We start from the raw sequence: 20,502 nt of genomic DNA, 5'->3' as shown, positions 1-20,502 counted from the left end.
CGAGGCCGCTGCTAGCTGCTGGGGATCATCGTCTTCAGCAATTCGGCGGTCTCAGGGTCCGCGGGGAAGAAAGATTCGATTGCCAGCTCCGATAGAGTCACGTCGACTGGCGTTCCGAAGATAGTCGTTGTCGAGATGAAGGCGAGGCGGCCCGCTTCGGTGAGGAGTTCGAGCGGCACCGCGATGCCTGCAAAATCTCGGTCGGAGGAGCCTGATTTCTGTGCCGGCGGCGCGGGATAGGCGGAAAGCTCCTGCAGCAATTTTATGAGCACAGGATCGCCTGTCGCGGTGGTCTGTTGGCGCAAGCGCTCCAACAGATGGTTACGCCATTCGGGCAGATTGACGATCCGGGGCGCCAGTCCATCCGGATGCAGGCTGAGCCTCAGCACATTGACAGGTGGATTGGCGAGCGAGATATCGGCGATGCCGGCAAGAAGTGGCGCGACTGCGGCGTTGGCGGCGACCAGCGTCCAGTGACGGTCGACCGCCAGCGCCGGAAAGGGCTCGTGGCCTTTCAATAGCATATCGATCGCGCGCCATGCCGGTGCAAGTGCGGGGTCGTCCAGCTTGCGCTCGGGAAACACGGGCGCAAATCCTGCCGCCAGAAGCATCGGATTGCGTTCGCGCAGCGGCACGCCGAGCCGTTCGGCGAGATGCATCAGCATCTCGCGGCTGGGAAGCGAGCGCCCGCTCTCGATGAAGCTGAGATGTCGTTGTGAGATGTCGGCTTCGATGGCGAATTCCAGCTGGCTCAAACGGCGGCGTTGCCGCCATTCGCGCAGATGGTCGCCGATAGAGCGGGCCGTCGTCATCATGCGGCCACCGGCAGCTGATCGATGAAGCCGTGAACGGACTTCAGGCGGTCGCCCTCGAGAATGGCGAAATCAGTGCCCTTGATCAGCGGCTCGGCGTCAGCCGGGCCGAAGCCCCAGGAGAAGCGGAGATTGTCACCATGGCGGTCGCCGTCCGTGATCAATGTGAAGCGGAAGCCCGGGAAGCGCTCGTGCGCTGCCGTGACCAGCGCGTGGATCTGCTCGCGGTCGCCGGCGCGCATCAGCGGATCGATATAGCTGCAGCTTTCGGTCCATGCTTCGGCGATAAGGGCACGCCGGCGTTCGGAATCCGTCTCATTCCAGATGGCAATATAACGTTCGGCAATGGCGGTTGCATCGGTCATCGGTCAACTCCTTTGGATCGCCTGAACCGTTCAGGCAGGGCGATCATGGGCGAGCTCCAAACCACTATCAATTACATCGGAGGTAATCAAAGATGCCGATTGTTACAGCCCGAGCCAGATCCGCACGGGATGGGTCGGGTCTGCAAGAAGCTTGACCGCGAAGGCGATGCAGACGACGACGAGCAATGGCTTGATCAGCCTGGCGCCGATGCGCATGGCCAGCCGCGAACCCGCTTGCGCGCCGAGGAATTGGCCAAGCCCCATGATGAGGCCCACCTTCCACAGAATGACGCCGGAAAAGATGAAGACGATCATGCTGCCGAGATTCGAGCCGAAATTGAGCAGCTTCGTATGCGCCGTTGCCTTCAGCAGGCCAAAACCCGCGAGGGTCACGAAGGCCAGCATCAGGAATGAACCGGTGCCGGGCCCGAATGCGCCGTCATAGAAGCCGATCAGCGGTACGAGGGTTACGCCGAATAGCCCCGCGCTCATGCGGCGATGCTTCTCGACATCGCCGAGGCTGGGCTTGACGGCGAAGTAAAGTGCGATGGCGATCAAAAGGAAGGGCAGGGTGATGCGCAGCACGTCGCTTGGCATGATGGTCGCCAGCATCGCGCCGAGCATGCCGCCGATCACGGCCATCAGCGCCATCGGCAGCTGTTCGCGAAGCTGCACATGTCCCTGCCGGGCATAGGCGATGGTCGCCGAGGCCGCGCCGCAGATCGACTGCACCTTGTTGGTGCCGAGCGTCTGCAGCGGTGGAATGCCGGCCAGCAACATGGCGGGCACGGTGACCAGCCCACCGCCGCCGGCGATGGAATCGACGAAACCGGCGAAGAAGGCGGCGGCAAAGAGCAGGAGCAGCAGTTGAAATGTCATGTCTTGCAAGGCAGGGACTCTAGGGCATGAAATCAAGGCGCCTTCTTGCACTCCGGTCGCGCCAAGGCAATTGCCTGCGAGACACACCAGGTGAAATTGACGGGTCGGGGACGGGTGGGTAGATGTGTGATGTCGATTGCAGCCGCTGGAGGATTGAGTATGACGACATATGCCGGCTGCCCCCGCCGCTATGTTCTTGGTCTGGGCTGCGAGCGCGGCACGGACTGGAATGACGTGCGCATGCTTGCTGAACGAGCCTTGCACGAGGTTGGAATCGGAAGCGAGCAGTTGCTGGCGGTCGTCTCGATCGATACGCGCATTGATGAGCCTGCCATCCTCGAGGTCGCCACGCATTTTCGTCTGCCGGTGCGTTTTTTCAATGTGGCCGCGCTGGAGCGGGAGACGCCCCGCCTGAAGAACCCGTCCGAGCTGGTTTTTGCTCATGTCGGTTGTCATGGCGTTGCCGAGGCGGCGGCGTTGGCGGCTGCCGGCGCCGATGCTGAACTCGTGCTTCCCAAGATCAAGTCAGCGTTTGCCACGGCTGCGATCGTTAGGATCGGCTGAAGGCTAGCCGCTGCTCACAGCGTGCAAACGGTATGTGCGATATTGTGGCCGTATTTCACCCACTTCGGTTCTCGTGTATGCCGGTAACTCAAGCATGATCTCGGATGTAGCGGTATTGCTTAAAGATCAAGTTTTATCAGTATGTTATCAAGGAAAACTCATGCATAAGGTCATATACGATACGGATCCGGGCGTCGACGACGCCATGGCGCTTCTCTTCCTGCACCGTCACCCGGGTATCGACCTTCTCGGCGTCACGACGGTCTTCGGCAACGCCTCGGTTGATACGACAACCCGCAACGCGCTGTTCCTCAAGCGCGAGTGGAATATTCCATGCCCGGTCGCCCGCGGCGCCAGCATCACCTTCGATCCCTCGCGGCAGGAGCGGCCGTGGCCGACCATCGTTCATGGCCACAATGGTCTCGGTAATATCGCCGTACCCGAGACCATCGATCTGCCGACCGATCCGCGGCCGGCTTATCAGTTCATCATCGATACCGTTCGCGCCAATCCGGGCGAGGTGACGCTGGTTGCCGTCGGCCGTATGACCAATCTCGCTTTGGCCCTGAAACACGATCCGGAAATCGCCTCGCTCGTGAAGGGCGTCGTGATCATGGGCGGCAATTTCTATGTGCCGGGCAATGTGTCACCCGTGGCTGAGGCCAATATCCATGGCGATCCGGAAGCTGCCGATCTGATCATGACGGCATCCTGGAAAGTAGTCGTTGTAGGTCTCGATGTGACTGGTGCGACGACGATGGGCCGCAGCTATCTGGCCGACATGGCAAAGGCGGGCGGGCCGTCCGTGCAGCTGCTCTCCGACCTGTCGCAATCCTATATCGATTTCTACAGCCATTTGGTCGAAGACGGCATGATGGTCCACGACAGCTGCGCCTGCGTCTATGTCGTGGCTCCCGAATTGTTCGACACGATCGAGGGGTCGGTGCGCGTCGTCTGCGGCGGCATTGCCGATGGCCAAACGATTATCAAGCCGAACGGCCGTCACTTCCCGCCGGGCGATTGGGACAGTCTGCCGAGTCAGATCGTCTGCACGGGCATTCGGTCGCAGCAGGTTGTCGATCTGATCCGTGACGTGATCCTGGACGAGGGGAAACACTGAGCCTTACGCGAAGGGGCGATCGCGTGCCGCCTTCGCTATCCCTCTTTCCGTGGAACAGCCGTTCCATCAGCTTATCATATGGTTATTTGAGTTTCCGGACAGATTGAGTCCGGAAACCATGCCTTCGATCGAGGTGTTTTTTCCGTTTCCTGTCGCCGCTAGAAAAGCCCATAGCGCGCCGTCACCCATGCGGAGGGTTTCGGTCCCCTAGTATTAGCGATGGAAACGACGTCGGCGGTCGCCGTCTTATCCCGTTCTCAACATTGCAATTTCGGCGATCCGGGCATAGGACAAATGGGATGAACGATACCGCATTTTCGAATCTGCCGGCGCTTGAGCCGGGCTCCGTCTGGCTTGTCGGCGCTGGGCCGGGAGATGCAGGGCTGTTGACCCTGCTGGCGGCCAAGGGGCTGGCCGAGGCGGATATCATCGTGCATGACGCGCTCGTGAATGAAGACTGCCTGAAGCTTGCCCGCCCGGGGGCGGTGTTGGAATATGCAGGCAAGCGCGGCGGCAAACCGTCGGCCAAGCAGCGAGACATTTCGCTGCGTCTCGTGGAGCTGGCGCGCGCGGGCAAACGCGTTTTGCGCCTGAAGGGCGGCGATCCATTCGTTTTCGGGCGTGGCGGCGAGGAAGCGCTGATGCTTGTGGAACATGATATTCCCTTCCGTATCGTGCCCGGCATCACGGCAGGCATCGGTGGGCTTGCCTATGCGGGGATTCCCGTCACCCATCGCGACATCAACCACGCCGTTACCTTCCTGACCGGCCATGATTCTTCCGGCGTCGTGCCTGACGCCATCAACTGGGAGGCGATCGGCAAGGGATCGCCTGTTATCGTCATGTATATGGCGATGAAACATATTGCCCAGATCAGCGCCAATCTCATCGCGGCCGGCCGTTCGGTGGATGAGCCGGTTGCTTTCGTCTGCAATGCCGCCACCTCCTCCCAGCAGGTGTTGGAAACGACGCTCGGACGCGCGCCTGCCGATATCGAAGCCTCCGGTCTGGAACCTCCTGCGATCGTCGTCGTCGGCGACGTGGTGAGATTGCGGCCCTCGCTCGATTGGCTCGGCGCTCTCTCAGGACGCAAGCTCGTGCCTGTCACGGAGGTGCGGGCTGGAAACGGACATAAGGTGTCGGCATGAGCGGCCTCCTGATTGCCGCACCGGCATCCGGCTCCGGCAAGACCACATTCACGCTTGGCTTATTGAGAGCGTTGCGGCAAAGGGGTATCGCGGTCGCATCGGGCAAGGCCGGCCCCGACTACATCGATCCTGCCTTTCATGCTGCGGCAGCGGGTTCGCCTTGTCTCAATTTTGACCCCTGGGCCATGCGCGCCGAACTCATATCCGCCAATTCTGCACTTCACAGGGCCGGTGCGCGGATGCTCGTGATCGAAGGCATGATGGGTCTGTTCGATGGTGCCGCTGACGGCTCCGGCACGCCAGCCGATCTTGCGGCCTTCCTCGGTCTTTCTGTCGTGCTTGTTGTCGATGCCTCGCGCATGTCGCAATCGGTTGCGGCTCTTGTCAGCGGCTTTGCCAATTTCCGTGCCGATATCCGCATCGCCGGCGTCGTGCTCAATCGTGTTGCCAGCGAAAGGCATGAGTCGATGCTGCGCCGGGCGCTGGACGCGGTGCGGATGCCGGTTCTCGCCGTCATCGGCAACGAGGCGAGCCTCGCTCTGCCGGAAAGGCATCTCGGGCTGGTGCAGGCCGGGGAGCATGCCGCATTGGAGCATTTTATCGAGGCTGCGGCGGGCATCGTGTCCAAGGCATGCGATTTCGAGCTGTTGCTGCGCGCCGCGCAACAGAATGTCGTGCGTCCATCGACAGCCAACATCGCGCGACTGATGCCGTTCGGGCAGCGCATCGCGGTGGCACGCGATATCGCATTCGCCTTCTGCTACGAGCATATGCTGCTCGGTTGGCGGCGGCGCGGCGCGGAGATCTCCTTCTTCTCTCCCTTGGCGGACGAGGGGCCGGCGGCGGACGCTGACGCCGTCTATCTTCCCGGCGGCTATCCCGAACTGCATGCGGAAAAGCTTGCGAACTCCTATCATTTCCAGTCCGGCGTGAGGGATGCAGCGGCGCGCGGGGCGCGAATCTACGGCGAGTGCGGCGGCTACATGGTGCTTGGCGACGGATTGGTGGATGCGGCCGGGGCTCGCCACGAGATGCTCGGTCTCCTGCCCGTGGTGACCAGCTACGAAAAGCGACAGCGCCATCTGGGCTACCGGCGCGTAACGCCGCTTGCCGGCTCCTTCTTCGAAAAGCCGATGACGGCGCATGAGTTTCACTATTCGACCATCGTTTCGGAAGGCGAGGCGGATCGATTGTTTGCGGTCAGGGATGCGCTTGGCGCCGATTTAGGCGCGGCCGGTCTTCAGCGCGCCAATGTCGCGGGTTCCTACATGCACCTGATCGATCTTGCCGGGGACGCGGCATGACAAGCAGGATCGTCCACGGCGGCGGCATCACCGCGGCGGCTCGCCAGTATGGCGGACGCCCGGAAGACTGGCTTGACCTCTCGACCGGCATCAACCCCAACCCGGTCGCCCTGCCGGAGGTGCCCGTTTCGGCCTGGCACCGGCTGCCGGACCAGCATTTGCAGGAGCGTGCGCGGGAGGCGGCGAGGGGCTATTACCGCAGCGGCGATATCCTGCCCTTGCCCGTTCCCGGTACGCAATCGGTCATTCAGCTGCTTCCCAGGCTCGTGCCCAACGGCAGCGTTGCGATCCTGTCGCCGACCTATGGCGAATATGTCCGGGCGTTCACGCTCGCAGGCCTTCCTGTACGCCAGGTTTCGGGGATAGCTGATCTTACTGCTGAAGACAGGCTCGTCGTCGTCGTCAATCCCAACAATCCGGATGGGCGGAGGCTGTCAGTCGATCAGCTGCGCGATTTGCACGACAGACAACGCCGGCAGGATGGTATCCTGCTGGTCGACGAGGCCTTTGGCGATATCGAACCTGAGGCGAGCCTTGCGCCATATGCCGCCTCCATGCCCAGCCTCATCATCTTCCGGTCATTCGGGAAATTCTTCGGCCTGGCCGGTTTGCGGCTCGGTTTCGTGATTGCCGAAGCGTCGATTGCCGCACAGTTCGAGGATTGGCTGGGTCCCTGGGCCGTGTCCGGTCCGGCGCTGTCGATCGCTGCCTCGTTGATGGAGCGCGACACGAGCGCCGTGCGCGATCGTATTTTACAAAGGCGCCGTGCGCTGGAGACGGCTCTCCATAGGTTCCATCTGCATGTCGCCGGAGGCACGGCCTTGTTCGCGCTGGTTGCGGACGACCGCGCAGAAGGCATATATAAGCATCTCTGCCGCCACCATATTCTGGTCCGCAAGTTCGATTATGCGCGCAATTGGCTGCGCTTCGGCCTTGCTCCGGATGAGGAGGCAGATCACAGACTCGCCGGGGCACTAGAGGATTATTCGACATGACCGCCGACGAACATTTGCTCATTCTCGTGCTTGCATTGCTGCTGGATCGCATCGTCGGCGATCCCGATTGGCTTTGGCAGCGTGTGCCGCATCCGGTCGTGCTGTTCGGCAAGGCGATTTCGTCCTTCGACAGCCGGTTCAATGCAAAACATCTGCCCGGCGTGCTTCGCCGCCGCAACGGTATGATGTCGATCATCGCCTTGCTCATGGGAGCCGTTATCGTCGGCTGGGCGATCCACGGCTTGCTCGCCTTCTTCGGCTGGCTCGGCATATTGGTCGAAGCGGCGCTGGTCGCGGTGTTCCTGGCGCAGAAGAGCCTGGCCGATCATGTCGGCGAGGTCTCGCGGGCGTTGCGGAGCAACGGCCTGGAGGGCGGCCGTCTTGCGGTGTCGCGCATCGTCGGCCGCGACCCCGAGACCTTGGACGAGCCTGGCATCTGCCGGGCGGCGATCGAAAGCCTCGCCGAGAATTTCTCGGATGGCGTCGTGGCGCCGGCGCTCTGGTACGGCATTTTCGGCCTGCCGGGCCTGTTTTTCTACAAGATGCTCAACACAGCTGATTCGATGATTGGCCATAAATCGGAGACCTATGTCGACTTTGGACGGGCGGCTGCACGTTTGGACGATATCGCCAACTGGCCGGCCGCACGATTGTCGATCCTGCTGATCGCCGTCGGCGCCCTCGTCAAGCGCGGGATCTCGGCGCTCGGAAATGCGATCCGAGTCGCGGTCCGGGATGGCGGGCTGCATCGGTCGCCGAATTCCGGCAGGCCGGAAGCGGCGATGGCCGGCGCCCTGGACATTCAGCTTGCGGGTCCGCGGATCTACGGTGGTGAGGTCGTGCGTGAGCCGATGATCAATGGCGCGGGCCGTGACACGGCCACCGTCAGCGACATCGAAGCAGGAATCTCGATCTTCTATTCGGCATGCTCAATGCTGACGCTTTTAGCCTTTTTGGGCTTCCTGCTGCTGCTGTGAGCGACTATCTATATTAATGAATTGCTCACTATATGTATTAATATGGTATAATTGACGGCCTGTTAGGCTTTCCCATCGTCTGAATTGCTTCGGAAGGAAGCAAACGGTCGGAGGGGATAAGATGAAATATAGCGTTGTGGCTGCAGCCGTATGTCTATGTATGGAATTGCATGCTGGATCAGTGCAAGCGGGAACTGTTCTCGCGAAGGTCGATCTTCGGTCGCAAACAATGACCGTTTCGGAAGATGGTGTTTTCAAGTATCGCTGGAAAGTTTCGACGGCGCGTAGGGGCTATGTCACGCCGACAGGCTCCTATACGGCGAAATGGCTTTCGAAAGATCATCGCTCAAAGAAATACGACGACGCGCCGATGCCCTATGCTGTGTTTTTCAATGGCGGTTATGCTGTCCACGGCACCTATGAGGTGAGGCATCTCGGCCAGCCCGCTTCGCACGGCTGCGTGCGGCTGGAGACCCGTAATGCCGCAACCTTCTTTTCCATGACTGCGGATGTAGGCCTCAGCAATACGCGGATTGTCATCAGCGAGTGAGCGTCTCACACCGTGCGAATTTGTTCGCAAGGGCTGGTATAGCCGTAATGCTGCCGCATCTTGCACGCATGTCGGCCGCGATCCGGCCGATGGTGGCGCGAGGACTGCCTTTGCTGTTTGCGCAACAGTCATCCGCCAAATTGCCGGGGTTTCTATTGGAAAGCATTGGCTTTTGGACTGGATTTCCCTATGAGGGGGATTGAATTATTATTTCAAGAGGTATGGGCAGTGACTGCTACATTTGACAAAGTTGCCGACATCATCGCTGAGACCAGCGAAATCGACCGTGAGACGATCACTCCGGAAAGCCACACGATCGACGACCTCGGCATCGACAGCCTCGACTTCCTGGACATCGTGTTCGCCATCGACAAGGAATTCGGCATCAAGATCCCGCTCGAGCAGTGGACGCAGGAAGTCAATGAAGGCAAGGTTTCGACCGAAGAGTACTTCGTGCTGAAGAACCTTTGTGCCAAGATCGATGAATTGCGCGCCGCCAAGGGCTGAGCAACATTCTTGCATTTTTTGACGCCCAGCCGCCCCTGAATATGGCGGCCGGGCGGTTTCATTCTTAAATAGCGTATCCCGCCCGTAGCATCGTGCGCTGTCGGGTTGGAGCGGAGGCGTTGATGCTGCTGGAATATTTCCAGATGATCGACAGGGTCGTGTCCGTCGATCTGTCCAAGGGCCAGTTGAAGGCTCATTCTGTCGTTCCGGCGAAAAGCCCAGTTTTCGAAGGCCATTTCCCCGGCATGCCGCTTGTTCCGGGCGTTCTGCTGATCGAAACCATGGCGCAGGCTTCGGGCATGCTGGTGCTGGCGGTAACCAAGTTCGCCTATATGCCGTTTCTGATGTCGGTCGATGGCGCCAAGATGCGCACCTTTGTCGAGCCGGAAGCCGAGCTCGATATCGAGGCCGAGCTGGAGCACGATGGTTCCGGCTTCGCCGTGACCAAGGCGCGCATCACCATTGCGGGGAAGAAGATCTGCGATGCGCAGTTGAAGCTGCGCACCGTGCCGTTTAATGAGGTGCCGCTTGCCGACATCGTGCGTAGGCGGGCAGGCGAGGTCGGTCTCCTCGACGCCATCGCGGCCAACGGTTGATGCTGCCGGCTCGCATTGCGCCGCATTCTAAGAGGATTGATGAATGAGCAAGGCTCAGAATGATGTGGTGATCACGGGTATCGGCATCGTCACCTGTCAGGGTGTCGGCAAGGATGCGCATGTCGCCCTGCTGACATCGGACAAGACGCCCCCGACCATCGTGGAAACCGAGAAATTCAAGCCCTATCCGGTGCATCCGCTGCCTGAGATCGACTGGTCGCAGCAGATCCCGAAGCGCGGCGATCAGCGGCAGATGGAAAACTGGCAGCGTATCGGCGTCTTCACTGCCGGACTGGCTTTGGACGATGCAGGCTTCAAGGAAGATCTGGAAGCCTGCGGCAGCATGGACATGATCGTCGCGGCCGGCGGCGGCGAGCGCGACCTCAATGTCGATACGCTGATCGTCAACGAGGCCTTGAACCGCAACGATCGCGAAGTGCTCTTGAACGAGAAGCTGACGACCGAACTGCGGCCGACCCTGTTTCTTGCACAACTTTCCAATCTGCTCGCCGGCAATATCTCGATCGTCCACAAGGTCACCGGCTCGTCACGCACCTTCATGGGCGAGGAAGCCGCCGGCATTTCCGCCGTCGAGACCGCCTTCCATCGCATCAAGTCGGGTGAATCGAGCCATGCGCTGGTCGGCGGCGCCTTTTCGGCCGAGCGGCTCGACATGATCCTGTTGATCGAATCCATCAATGCACATGCCATCGGCGAATGGCATCCGCTGTGGTCGCGCACGCCGGACAATGGCGGCGGCATGATCATGGGGTCGCTCAGCGCGTTTCTCGTGCTCGAATCCCGCGCCCATGCCGAAGGCCGCGGCGCGCATATTTATGCGAGCATCGATTCGATCGAGGGGGATCGCGGCAGCCGTGACGGAGGCAGGTTCGAGGCACGATTGGAGCGTATGCTCACATCAGCCAAAGAGGGCCAGGGCGATACGACCGTCATCTTCTCCGGGACGACGGCAATTACCGATCTTGCCCAGCGCGAGAAAGCCGTGCTCGAGGCACAGCTTCCCGCCTCGGCCATTCGCGGCTACGGCGGAGTTTCCGGCCATGGGCTTGAAAGCCAGTTTCCGCTCGGGATTGCTTTCGCGGCGCTCTCCCTCGCCAATCAGGCCAAGGTGCCGCCATTTGATGCCGCTAATGAAAAGCCGATGACGGCCGGTGCGCGCAAGGCTGTGGTAACGACTGTCGGCCATGCGCGCGGCGAAGGCATCGCCGTACTTTCCGCCGAAGCGTGAGGAGCAAGATCATGACCGCATCCGCTTACAAGGATCATCTGGGGCGTCCCATCGTTGCCGTCACCGGCATGGGAATCATCACTTCGCTCGGTCAGGGCCTGCAAGACAATTGGAACGCGCTTTCGTCGGGCACCTCCGGCATCCATAATATCACGCGCTTCCCGACGGACGGGCTTTCGACGCGTATCGCCGGCACGGTGGATTTCATCGATATTCCGGCGCCGAATGCCGTTGAACGCTCCTATGCCTTTGCACGCGAGACAACCATTGAGGCTTTGGCCCAGGCCGGCATTTCCGGTGATTTCGATGCGCCGCTGTTCCTTGCCGCGCCTCCGATCGAGCCGGAATGGAGCGCCCGCTTCGAGCTTGCCGATCGTTCGCCGCCGGCGGATCATCAGGGCGACGCCTATGAGCGTTTCCTGGCCGCCATGCGCCAGCGCCCGGATGCTGTCTTCCACGAAGCGGCGCTCTTCGGGGCCATTTCCGAGCGCCTTGCCGACCGTTTCGGCACGCGCGGCCTGCCGATAACGCTATCGACGGCCTGTGCGTCTGGCGTGACCGCCATCCAGCTCGGCATCGAGGCGATCCGCCAGGGCCGGACGACGCGGGCTCTGACGGTTGCGACCGACGGGTCGCTCAGCGCCGAGGCGCTGATCCGCTTCTCGCTGCTGTCGGCACTTTCGACCCAGAACGATCCGCCGACCAAGGCATCCAAGCCGTTCAGCAAGGACCGTGACGGCTTCGTCATAGCGGAAGGTGCTGCGACGCTGGTGCTGGAATCGCTGGAGGCGGCGATTGCGCGCGGCGCCAAGATCCTCGGCATCATGAAGGGTGCGGGCGACAAGGCGGACTCCTTCCATCGCACGCGTTCGTCGCCCGACGGCGGCCCGGCGATCGCGACGATTCGCGCGGCGCTGGCCGATGCCGGCATGGATGAGAGCGATATCGGCTATATCAACGCCCACGGCACATCGACGCCGGAAAACGACAAGATGGAATATGGCGCCATGTCCGCTGTCTTCGGCGAGCGGCTCTCGGCCATTCCCGTTTCGTCGAACAAGTCGATGATCGGCCATACGCTGACGGCGGCAGGGGCGGTCGAGGCGGTGTTCTCGCTGCAGACCATGCTGACCGGCACGCTGCCGCCGACCATCAACTACAACAATCCGGATCCGTCGATCGTTCTCGACGTCGTGCCGAACAAGAAGCGTGAAAAACAGGTAAAGGCGATCCTTTCGAACTCCTTCGGGTTCGGCGGCCAGAATGCCAGCCTTGTCATGGCGCTTGAACCGGCTTAATCGGACCTTTGAAGAACAAGACACAGGAGCGAGACGACGTATCTTCAAATCGTCGCCGCGCTCCAGGACTATTGGATGTGGCATGATCTTGTCCGAAAGCCGCTTCGCACTTTTCGGGATCGTGCCTTAGGACGCCTAAAAGGCGAGGGATTTTGTCATGCGTGCTTTGCAACTGGTTGACGACCGCAAACTTGAGATCACCGATCTGCCAGAGCCAGACGCTCCAGGCGCGGGCGAGGTGACGCTGCGCGTCAAGGCCGTTGCCCTCAATCACATCGACGTCTGGGGCTGGCGGGGCATGGCCTTTGCCAAGCGCAAGATGCCGCTTGTCATCGGCGCGGAAGCCGCCGGCGTGGTCGAGGCGATCGGGCCGGGCGTGGCCAACGTGCTGCCGGGGCAGCTCGTCTCGATCTATGGTGCGCGCACCTGCGGCCTTTGCCGTCATTGCCGCGAAGGCCGCGACAATCTCTGTGAGAATGTCAGCGGTGTGCATGGCTTCCATCTCGACGGTTTCGCACAGGAGAAGGTCAATCTTCCGGCGCGCCTGCTGGTTCCGGCGCCTCCCGGCGTCGATGCGATCGGCGCGGCACTCGCCCCCGTCACCTTCGGTACCGTGGAGCATATGCTGTTCGACAATGCCAAGCTGGAGCCGGGCGAGACGATCCTCGTCCACGCCGGCGGCTCGGGCATCGGCACCGCGGCCATCCAGCTTGCCAAGAAGATCGGCTGCACCGTCATCACGACAGTCGGCTCCGACGACAAGATCGAGAAGGCCAAGGCGCTTGGTGCCGATCATGTCATCAATTACCGCACCGATCGCTTCGAGGGTGTGGTGCGCAAGCTGACGAAGAAAAAGGGCGTCGACGTCGTTTTCGAACATGTCGGCAAGGATACCTGGGCCGGCTCCATGCTTTGCATGAAGCGCGGCGGTCGTCTCGTGACCTGCGGCTCGACCTCGGGTGTGTCGACCGAAATGAACCTGATGATGCTGTTCCAGCAGCAGCTGAAGCTCTTCGGTTCCTTCGGCTGCCGCATGGAGAACATGGCGAACGCCATGCAGAAGATGGCGCGGGGCCTGGTGCATCCGGTGATCGACACCGAGGTAAGCTTCAGCGATATCGACCGGGCGCTGGAACGGATGGAATCGCGCCAGATCTTCGGCAAGATCATCCTGAAGATGGATTGAGCCGCGTGAAGCTCGTCATCACCCGGATCGTCCTCTCGCTCAGAAATTTCCGGCAATGGCTGGTGGCGCAGGTCATCTTCGGTTTCCTCAATTTTCTGAAGCTGTTTCCGGCGGATGGCGGCATCAGGTTTGCCGACTGGTTGACCCGCAAGATCGGTCCGCGCATGCGCCGGCACACGTTGATGCTGACCAACCTGCGCAACGCCTTTCCGGAAAAGAGCGAGGCGGAGATCGAGAAGATCGCGCTCGCGAGCTGGGGCAATATGGGGCGGCTCGCGGCGGAATATGTCTTTCTCGACCGGCTTTTCGATTTCGATCCCCATAGCGACAAGCCGGGCCGCGTCGAGGTTTCGGGTATTCCGATCTTTCTCGATCTCAGGGATAATCCGCGGCCATTCATCGTCTTTACCGGCCATACCGGCAATTTCGAGTTGCTGCCCGTCGCCGGTGCTGCCTTCGGCCTCAAGGTGACGGTGCTGTTTCGCCCGCCGAACAATCCCTATGTCGCCAAGAAGGTTTTTGACTTTCGCGCGAAACGCATGGGGAATCTCGTACCATCGCATGCGGGGTCATCATTCGCCCTTGCCAGGGAACTGGAAGCGGGCGGTGGCGTCGGCGTCCTGGTCGATCAGAAGTTCCGCAAGGGTTTGAAGACCTTGTTCTTCGGTCGGGAGGTGAAAACCAATCCGCTTCTGCCGAAGCTCGTGCGCCAGTTCAACTGCGAGGTCTATCCGGCTCGTTGCATCCGCCTGCCAGGCAACCGCTATAGGTTGGAAATCGAGCCGAAGCTGGAGATGCCGCGCAACGAGTTGGGCAATCTCGATTTGCCGGCGACGGCGCAGATGTTGAACGACAAAGTCGAGGGCTGGGTGAGGGAGAATCCCGAGCAATGGCTCTGGTATCATGATCGCTGGAACATCAAGAAAACTGTCTTCTAGGCTTCTGCCAAGCTCGTGCTAGAGCAGGTCTTATGTTTCTCCAGGTCCAGTCTTCATACAGTCATTCGGCCCAGTAAGCCTTTCATTTCAGAAAGTTCGCCTTTTCCGAGAACTTCCACTCATCTGGATTGAAAGTGAGGGTAAGTCGTGTTAATTCACATGATAGAAAGTCTGGTGAGAATGCGGACACCAGACTGATTATCCTTGGGCATGTCAGCGTCGGGAAACGAGGCCTCGGTGTTTGACTATGGTCAGGGACAGGAGGGCAATTTTGCTGGCACTCTTTCATGCCTTCTCCACGAAATGTAACCAGATTCAGCGTGCGATAAAACTTGGCGACGATGAGCTTGTAGCGTCACTTGATCGCGAATTGGAGCCGCTTATAGCGGCTATTTTGGCCTCTAGGGCCACAAGCCTGCTTGAAATGTACATGCAGCTCCAGTTCATGAACAATCTCATCCGGGAAGAATCGGACGATCGGTCGCGGGTTGTACGCAATTCAGCGTCGCTGTCCGTGCTGATCGATCGCTATTTCGGCGGCGCGAGCGATGCTGCGGCCGAGGTCTTGATAGCGTTTTCGTCCAAGAAAAAGGAACGCGACGATCTGTTTGGCTATGACGAAGGCAGCGTCCTGAACGATGTCATTCTCAACAGTCTGCCGGATCGCGTTGCCGTCATTACGCGGGATTATCGCTATCTCTACAGCAACGCTGCCAATTCGGAGTTTCTGAAATCGAAGCCGATCGAACTGGTCGGACGGCATATGTCCGAATTCATCGGTTCCGAATATTTCGAAAGCAGCGTCAGGACGAAGCTCGATTCCTGCTTCGCAGGCGAGGCGGTCGAGTGCCTCTATCCGGGCTATCATGCCGTAGAGCCCGGCAAGGTCCTTCACTGCAGCATGACACCGCTTCGCACCAAGGGCGAGGTGATCGGCGCATTGCTGGTCATGCATGAAGTGAGTGCGGTCCCCGCCCACATGATGGTAGCCTGAACCCGCGTTCAGGCCCCGATCAGCAATCTTTCGATCGAGTCCGCCGCGAGGCGGAGATCTGACCCGTTTTCCCTATTATATTCTTGATCCGGCGCTGTTCGATTGGTTTCGGAGCGCCGGCCTCGGGCTTGTCCTCATTGCTGCATTCCATGCAGTAGCAGCGGAACTTGATCACGTTCGGCTTCTTCATGCTGCTGGCCCGTTCCAACTGGCGAAAGGATCCGGCAGGTCTCGCCAGCGCTCCGGCGTAAATCGGTCCGCCTTGACCAGGCAGGCATTCAGCTCCGCGGTGATCTTCTGCCGGTCCATGGGATCGGCGCCGATGAAGACCAATTCCTGACGGCGGTCGCCCCAGACCGGATCGAGATAGGGAGCCAGAGCCTGCTTGAAAGACGGATCGCGGGGCCATTGCTCCTGTGGCACGGCGGCCCACCACAGGCCCATTTTGCTCGTGCGGACCAGCGCGCCGGCCTGGCTCATTTCGCCGACATGGTAAGGCCGGGTCGCGAGCCAGAAAAAGCCCTTGGCGCGGACGACACCCGGCCAGGAACGATTGAGAAAGGCTTGGAATCTCGCGGGATCGAACGGTTTCTTCGCCCGATAGACGAAGGAGCGTATGCCATATTCTTCCGTTTCGGGAACATGGTCCTTGAAGCCGTGCAACTCCTTATACCATAACGGATGCGTTTCGGCGCGATCGATGTCGAAGCGGCCGGTACCGAGAACTTCGGTCGGTTCGACCGCGCCGAAATCCGTTTCGATCAGACGTGCATCGGGATTGAGGCCGACAATGATCTTGCGTGCGGCGTCGCGTTGCTCGGCAGTGGCTGAACCGATCTTGTTGAGGATGACGACATCGGCAAATTCGATCTGCTCGACCAGGAGATCGACGATGGTCCTGTTGTCGCCGTCACCCGCTGTTTCGCCGCGATCGGCAAGGAAATCCGTCGAGCCGTAGTCCGCCAGAAGATTGGCTGCGTCGACGACCGTGACCATGGTGTCGAGCCGGGCGACGTCTGCGAGGCTGCTGCCATCCTCGTCGCGAAACTCGAAGGTTGTCGCAACGGGCAGGGGCTCGGCTATGCCAGTCGATTCGATCAGCAGATAGTCGAAACGGTCCTGCTCGGCGAGCTGACGCACCTCCTTCAGGAGATCGTCGCGCAGCGTGCAGCAGATGCAGCCGTTGGTCATCTCGACGAGTTGTTCCTCGGTGCGTGAGAGATTGGCGCCGCCGTCACGCACCAGCGCGGCATCGATATTCACCTCGCTCATGTCGTTGACGATCACGGCGACGCGCAGGCCCTGGCGGTTGTTGAGGATATGGTTGAGCAGCGTCGTCTTGCCGGCGCCGAGGAAACCGGAGAGGACGGTAACCGGGAGCTTCTTGTTCATGACAATCTCTTTGTAATGTAATATCATAACACTTGTTGGTGTGAAAAAAGCGAACAATGGGCTCGCTTCCTTCGGCGATATTCAGCCTGGCTCAGGAGAGGCAGGCTTTTAGGGAGTTTGCGATGCCGCGCATCAGGGTAAAGTAGAGATCCGGCCCCTGCGGCAGCGTTGCGGCTTCCGGGTCCAGGACACCAGATTTCGCGGATGTGCCTTCCAGCACGACATTGACCAGCTTTGGTTCGAATTGCGGTTCGGCGAAAACGCAGGTCGCGCCGAGATCGGCGACCTTGCTGTGAATTTCCGATACGCGCTGCGCACCGGGAATGGTTTCCGGGCTTACCGTGATGGAGCCGGAAACGCGCACGCCGTAGCGATGCTCGAAGTACTGATAGGCATCGTGGAAGACGATGAAGGGCTTGTTCTTCACCGGCGCGAGTGTCGAGGCAATTTCGGTGTCGAGGGCATCGAGCTTGTCGTTCAATGCCTTCTGATTTGCTTCATAGATCAGCGCGTTGGCGGGGTTGGCGGCGACCAGCGACGTGGTGATTTCGGCCACCATCGCCTTCGCATTGTGCGGATCGAGCCAGAGATGCGTGTCGAATTCTTCGTGATCGTGTGCGTGGTCTTCGCCGGCGACCGGCTCGTCGCCGTCGTCATGCGGCTCGAAGGCGCCGCCCTCGCGGAACTTGAGCTTGGTGATGCCAGGCGCCTGATCGAGCTCGACGACGGTGGCATTGGAGCCGAGAGAGGCGAGCGGCTTCTGCAAGAAGGCTTCCATGCCCGGACCGACCCAGAAAACCACCTGCGCCTGCTGGAGGCTGCGGGCATTCGAGGGCTTGAGCGCATAGGTATGTGGTGAGGCAGCACCATCGACGATGAGATCCGGCGTGCCGACCCCTTGCATGACGGCAGCGACAAGCGAATGAACCGGCTTGATGGAGACGACGACCTTTGGGGCATCGGCTGCAGTTGCGGTGGTGCCGACAAGCAGGGCTGAAAGCAGGAGAGAGGCGGCGAGGGGAAAGAAAGCTTTTGCGGCGTTCATGCGATAAGTGCCCTTGAATGGGTCTGTTATGTTATTACATCAATTGCGTTATGCTATAACGTGTGCGATAGCATGGCGCAATAGCGCAATTGGAAATTTCATGCTCTCTTCCATCGACAGCAAGAGCCGGCCCCTGGTGTCGCTCCATGATGTCGGCGTCCGCCGCGACGGTCGCTGGCTGGTGCGCGGCGTCGATTTTTCCGTGAGCCGAGGTGAGATCGTCACCCTCATCGGCCCGAATGGTTCCGGCAAATCCACCAGCGCCAAGGTGGCGATCGGCGTGCTGAAGCCGGACGAGGGGCGTGTCGATCGCATCGCCGGCCTGAAGGTCGGCTATGTTCCGCAAAAGCTTGCGATCGACTGGACCCTGCCGCTCAGCGTGCAGCGGCTGATGACCTTGACGGGGCCTTTGCCGGACAGCGAACTGCGCGCGGCGCTGGAGGCGGTCGGCATAGCGCATCTTGCCAAGGCCGAGGTGCAGCATTTGTCCGGCGGTGAATTCCAGCGGGCGCTGCTCGCGCGTGCCATCGCCCGCAAGCCCGATCTTCTGGTGCTCGACGAGCCGGTGCAGGGGGTTGATTTCAACGGCGAGATCGCGCTTTACGACCTCATCAAGTCGATCCGCAATTCCGAAGGCTGCGGCATCCTGCTGATTTCGCACGATCTGCATGTCGTCATGGCCGCGACCGATACCGTCGTCTGCCTGAACGGCCATGTCTGCTGCCGCGGTACGCCGCAGACGGTCGGCCAGAGCCCCGAATATGTGAAACTCCTCGGCACGCGCGCGGCGCAATCTCTGGCAATCTACAGCCACCATCACGACCACACGCATCTGCCCGACGGTCGCGTGCAGCATGCCGATGGTTCGATCACCGATCATTGCCATGCCGGCGACGGCCATCACCCTGATGACCACGGCGATCATGACCACGATCACGGCGATCATCAGCACCATCATGACCATGATCATGCCGAGGGAGAGCGCCATGTTTGACGATTTCTTCCTGCGCGCCATTTTCGCCGGCGTCGGGCTGGCGCTGACCACGGGGCCGCTCGGCTGCTTCATTATCTGGCGGCGCATGGCCTATTTCGGCGATACGATCTCGCATTCGGCGCTGCTCGGCGTGGCGTTGTCGCTGCTCTTCCAGCTCAATCTGACGCTTTCCGTCTTCGCGGTCGCGGCACTCGTCTCGATCCTGCTGCTCTTCCTGCAGCGGCGGCAGGCGCTGTCGGCGGATGCGCTGCTCGGCATCCTCTCGCATGCGACCCTGGCGATCGGCCTGGTCATCGTCGCCTTCATGAGCTGGGTCAGGATCGATCTCATCGCCTTCCTTTTCGGCGATATCCTTGCCGTCAGCCAGTCCGACATCCTGGTGATCTGGGGCGGCGGCATCCTTGTGCTGGTGGCGATTGTTTGGCTGTGGCGGCCGTTGCTGGCATCCACCGTCAATCCCGAGCTGGCCGAGGCCGAAGGGTTGCGGCCGGAGCGCGCGAAGTTGTTCTTCATGCTGCTGATGGCCGTGGTGATCGCGATTGCCATGAAGATTGTCGGCATCCTGCTGATTACCGCACTTCTGATCATTCCAGCGGCCACAGCGCGCCGCTTCGCTTCGACGCCGGAGACGATGGCGATTTTTGCCTCGCTCCTCGGTGCCGTCGCCGTCGTCGGCGGGCTGTTCGGATCGCTACGCTATGACACGCCTTCCGGCCCGTCCATCGTGGTCGCGGCGCTCATTCTGTTTATCATCAGTCTGCTGCCCCTCGTTCGCAGGGGCGCCGCGCCGGCGGCGGAACAGAGAGGACAGTCATCATGACCACTCCGATGCTCACCAAGAACCAGACCCTGGTTTTCGATGTCCTGACCAAGGCGGAATCGCCGCTCAGCGCCTACACCATTCTCGACAAGCTGCGCGATCAGGGATTTCGCGCGCCGCTGCAGGTCTACCGCGCGCTGGATAAGCTGCTGGAATATGGCGTCGTGCACCGGCTCGAAAGCATAAACTCCTTCGTCGCCTGCGCCCATCCGGATGAAAACTGCCACAGTCACGGCCTCGTTGCCTTCGCCATTTGCGAAAGCTGCGGCCAGGTGATCGAATTCCACGATCATGAGGTCGATCACCGGCTGATGGATTGGCTGAAGTCGCAGAAATTCAAAGCCGAGAAGTCGACCATCGAAATCCGCGGTCACTGCGCGAAGTGCGCGGCATAGAGCGGTTACGCGTTTCACGGAATCGCCCAACCGCTCTATGCTATTGTTTTTGCGCAATCCCGGACGGAAAACCGCTTCGCACTTTTTCTGGAATTGCTCTAGGTGACCGACTCATAAGATCGGAGCCAAATTCGAATTGAGGCTAGCTGGACGGATGCGAGGAAGTTGTCGTCGCGTTTGTCGTATCGGGTTGCGACTGCTCTGAAGTGTTTGAGTTTGTTGAAGAACCGCTCGACCGCGTTGCGCTGTTTGTAGAGCCATGGACTGAAGACGGGAATATTGACCCTGTTTGGCATAGGGCGAATACATCCCCATGCGCCACGGGTTTTGAGGTTTTGGCGCAACGCGTCGCTGTCGTAGGCACGATCAGCCAG

General features: G+C 60.4%; 23 protein-coding genes. 17 read left to right on the top strand and 6 right to left on the bottom strand.

Going from position 1 to position 20,502, the window contains the following annotated elements:
• Positions 1 to 11 precede the first annotated feature (11 nt).
• The 3 genes from GA0061101_RS15060 to GA0061101_RS15050 all read right to left on the bottom strand — a co-directional run bounded on the left by GA0061101_RS15060 (position 12) and on the right by GA0061101_RS15050 (position 2,056).
• On the bottom strand, positions 12 to 815 hold the full coding sequence (locus GA0061101_RS15060) for a helix-turn-helix domain-containing protein (RefSeq protein WP_092573900.1): 804 nt from the start codon (positions 813 to 815) through the stop codon (positions 12 to 14).
• The gene (locus GA0061101_RS15055; RefSeq protein WP_092573898.1) at positions 812 to 1,177 is read right to left on the bottom strand and encodes a nuclear transport factor 2 family protein; all 366 of its coding nucleotides are present in this window, start codon (positions 1,175 to 1,177) and stop codon (positions 812 to 814) included. Before GA0061101_RS15055 ends, GA0061101_RS15060 begins: the two co-directional genes overlap by 4 nt.
• A gap of 102 nt (positions 1,178 to 1,279) precedes the next feature.
• A complete protein-coding gene (locus tag GA0061101_RS15050) occupies positions 1,280 to 2,056 on the bottom strand; it encodes a TSUP family transporter (protein ID WP_092573896.1) in 777 nt (258 codons plus the stop codon).
• A 159-nt stretch (positions 2,057 to 2,215) separates the two neighbouring features.
• On the opposite strand from GA0061101_RS15050, the gene GA0061101_RS15045 reads away from it, so the two are divergent.
• From GA0061101_RS15045 to GA0061101_RS14980, 14 genes are all read left to right on the top strand, one after another.
• Positions 2,216 to 2,620, top strand: coding sequence for a cobalamin biosynthesis protein (locus tag GA0061101_RS15045; protein ID WP_092573894.1), 405 nt, complete (start codon positions 2,216 to 2,218; stop codon positions 2,618 to 2,620).
• A gap of 160 nt (positions 2,621 to 2,780) precedes the next feature.
• Entirely contained in the window at positions 2,781 to 3,740 is a 960-nt protein-coding gene (locus GA0061101_RS15040) for a nucleoside hydrolase (RefSeq protein WP_047556462.1), read from the top strand.
• Positions 3,741 to 4,039: 299 nt separating this feature from the next.
• On the top strand, positions 4,040 to 4,888 hold the full coding sequence (cobA, locus tag GA0061101_RS15035; RefSeq protein ID WP_092573892.1) for a uroporphyrinogen-III C-methyltransferase: 849 nt from the start codon (positions 4,040 to 4,042) through the stop codon (positions 4,886 to 4,888).
• A complete protein-coding gene (locus tag GA0061101_RS15030; protein ID WP_092573890.1) occupies positions 4,885 to 6,192 on the top strand; it encodes a cobyrinic acid a,c-diamide synthase CobB in 1,308 nt (435 codons plus the stop codon). Before cobA ends, GA0061101_RS15030 begins: the two co-directional genes overlap by 4 nt.
• Positions 6,189 to 7,187 carry a threonine-phosphate decarboxylase CobD gene (gene cobD / locus GA0061101_RS15025; RefSeq protein ID WP_092573889.1) on the top strand — a complete coding sequence of 333 codons (999 nt, stop codon included), beginning with the start codon at positions 6,189 to 6,191 and terminating at the stop codon, positions 7,185 to 7,187. Before GA0061101_RS15030 ends, cobD begins: the two co-directional genes overlap by 4 nt.
• Complete coding sequence (gene cbiB / locus GA0061101_RS15020) at positions 7,184 to 8,164, top strand: adenosylcobinamide-phosphate synthase CbiB (RefSeq protein ID WP_037202546.1); 981 nt, start codon at positions 7,184 to 7,186, stop codon at positions 8,162 to 8,164. The genes cobD and cbiB overlap by 4 nt, the downstream gene beginning before the upstream one ends.
• 121 nt (positions 8,165 to 8,285) lie before the next feature.
• On the top strand, positions 8,286 to 8,714 hold the full coding sequence (locus GA0061101_RS15015; RefSeq protein ID WP_037202544.1) for a L,D-transpeptidase: 429 nt from the start codon (positions 8,286 to 8,288) through the stop codon (positions 8,712 to 8,714).
• Positions 8,715 to 8,942: 228 nt separating this feature from the next.
• On the top strand, positions 8,943 to 9,221 hold the full coding sequence (locus tag GA0061101_RS15010; protein ID WP_003502893.1) for an acyl carrier protein: 279 nt from the start codon (positions 8,943 to 8,945) through the stop codon (positions 9,219 to 9,221).
• Positions 9,222 to 9,343: 122 nt separating this feature from the next.
• Complete coding sequence (locus tag GA0061101_RS15005; RefSeq protein WP_037202542.1) at positions 9,344 to 9,817, top strand: 3-hydroxyacyl-ACP dehydratase FabZ family protein; 474 nt, start codon at positions 9,344 to 9,346, stop codon at positions 9,815 to 9,817.
• 43 nt (positions 9,818 to 9,860) lie between these two features.
• Positions 9,861 to 11,066, top strand: coding sequence for a beta-ketoacyl-ACP synthase (locus GA0061101_RS15000; protein ID WP_047638298.1), 1,206 nt, complete (start codon positions 9,861 to 9,863; stop codon positions 11,064 to 11,066).
• 11 nt (positions 11,067 to 11,077) lie between these two features.
• Entirely contained in the window at positions 11,078 to 12,364 is a 1,287-nt protein-coding gene (locus GA0061101_RS14995) for a beta-ketoacyl-ACP synthase (protein ID WP_047556477.1), read from the top strand.
• A gap of 157 nt (positions 12,365 to 12,521) precedes the next feature.
• The gene (locus tag GA0061101_RS14990; RefSeq protein WP_037202538.1) at positions 12,522 to 13,550 is read left to right on the top strand and encodes a zinc-binding dehydrogenase; all 1,029 of its coding nucleotides are present in this window, start codon (positions 12,522 to 12,524) and stop codon (positions 13,548 to 13,550) included.
• Positions 13,551 to 13,555: 5 nt separating this feature from the next.
• Entirely contained in the window at positions 13,556 to 14,488 is a 933-nt protein-coding gene (locus tag GA0061101_RS14985) for a lipid A biosynthesis lauroyl acyltransferase (RefSeq protein ID WP_037202857.1), read from the top strand.
• A gap of 271 nt (positions 14,489 to 14,759) precedes the next feature.
• Positions 14,760 to 15,482, top strand: a complete 723-nt coding sequence (locus GA0061101_RS14980; protein WP_047556479.1) for a PAS domain-containing protein — start codon at positions 14,760 to 14,762, stop codon at positions 15,480 to 15,482.
• Positions 15,483 to 15,668: 186 nt separating this feature from the next.
• Here GA0061101_RS14980 and zigA read toward each other — a convergent pair whose 3' ends face one another.
• Together zigA and GA0061101_RS14970 are read right to left on the bottom strand one after the other, a co-directional pair.
• Positions 15,669 to 16,874 carry a zinc metallochaperone GTPase ZigA gene (zigA, locus tag GA0061101_RS14975; RefSeq protein WP_092573885.1) on the bottom strand — a complete coding sequence of 402 codons (1,206 nt, stop codon included), beginning with the start codon at positions 16,872 to 16,874 and terminating at the stop codon, positions 15,669 to 15,671.
• A gap of 91 nt (positions 16,875 to 16,965) precedes the next feature.
• The gene (locus tag GA0061101_RS14970) at positions 16,966 to 17,919 is read right to left on the bottom strand and encodes a zinc ABC transporter substrate-binding protein ZnuA (RefSeq protein WP_092573883.1); all 954 of its coding nucleotides are present in this window, start codon (positions 17,917 to 17,919) and stop codon (positions 16,966 to 16,968) included.
• A 100-nt stretch (positions 17,920 to 18,019) separates the two neighbouring features.
• Here GA0061101_RS14970 and GA0061101_RS14965 point away from each other — a divergent pair, with 100 nt between their 5' ends.
• Genes GA0061101_RS14965 through GA0061101_RS14955 form a run of 3 tightly spaced genes read left to right on the top strand, consistent with a single transcriptional unit; the run spans position 18,020 to position 20,128 of the window.
• Positions 18,020 to 18,913 carry an ATP-binding cassette domain-containing protein gene (locus tag GA0061101_RS14965; protein WP_167669552.1) on the top strand — a complete coding sequence of 298 codons (894 nt, stop codon included), beginning with the start codon at positions 18,020 to 18,022 and terminating at the stop codon, positions 18,911 to 18,913.
• Positions 18,906 to 19,733 (top strand): zinc ABC transporter permease subunit ZnuB, encoded by an 828-nt coding sequence (gene znuB / locus GA0061101_RS14960; RefSeq protein ID WP_092573879.1) that lies wholly within the window; start codon positions 18,906 to 18,908, stop codon positions 19,731 to 19,733. Before GA0061101_RS14965 ends, znuB begins: the two co-directional genes overlap by 8 nt.
• Positions 19,730 to 20,128 (top strand): Fur family transcriptional regulator, encoded by a 399-nt coding sequence (locus tag GA0061101_RS14955; protein ID WP_037202531.1) that lies wholly within the window; start codon positions 19,730 to 19,732, stop codon positions 20,126 to 20,128. Before znuB ends, GA0061101_RS14955 begins: the two co-directional genes overlap by 4 nt.
• A gap of 98 nt (positions 20,129 to 20,226) precedes the next feature.
• Here GA0061101_RS14955 and GA0061101_RS14950 read toward each other — a convergent pair.
• A partial coding sequence (locus tag GA0061101_RS14950; RefSeq protein ID WP_167669551.1) for a transposase occupies positions 20,227 to 20,502 on the bottom strand: 276 nt, incomplete at its 5' end.

It is taken from the genome of Martinezella lusitana (assembly GCF_900094565.1).
GTDB lineage: Bacteria > Pseudomonadota > Alphaproteobacteria > Rhizobiales > Rhizobiaceae > Rhizobium > Rhizobium lusitanum.
The sequence above is the reverse complement of the archived record's forward strand: the minus strand, read 5'-3'. Positions and strand labels throughout refer to the sequence as shown.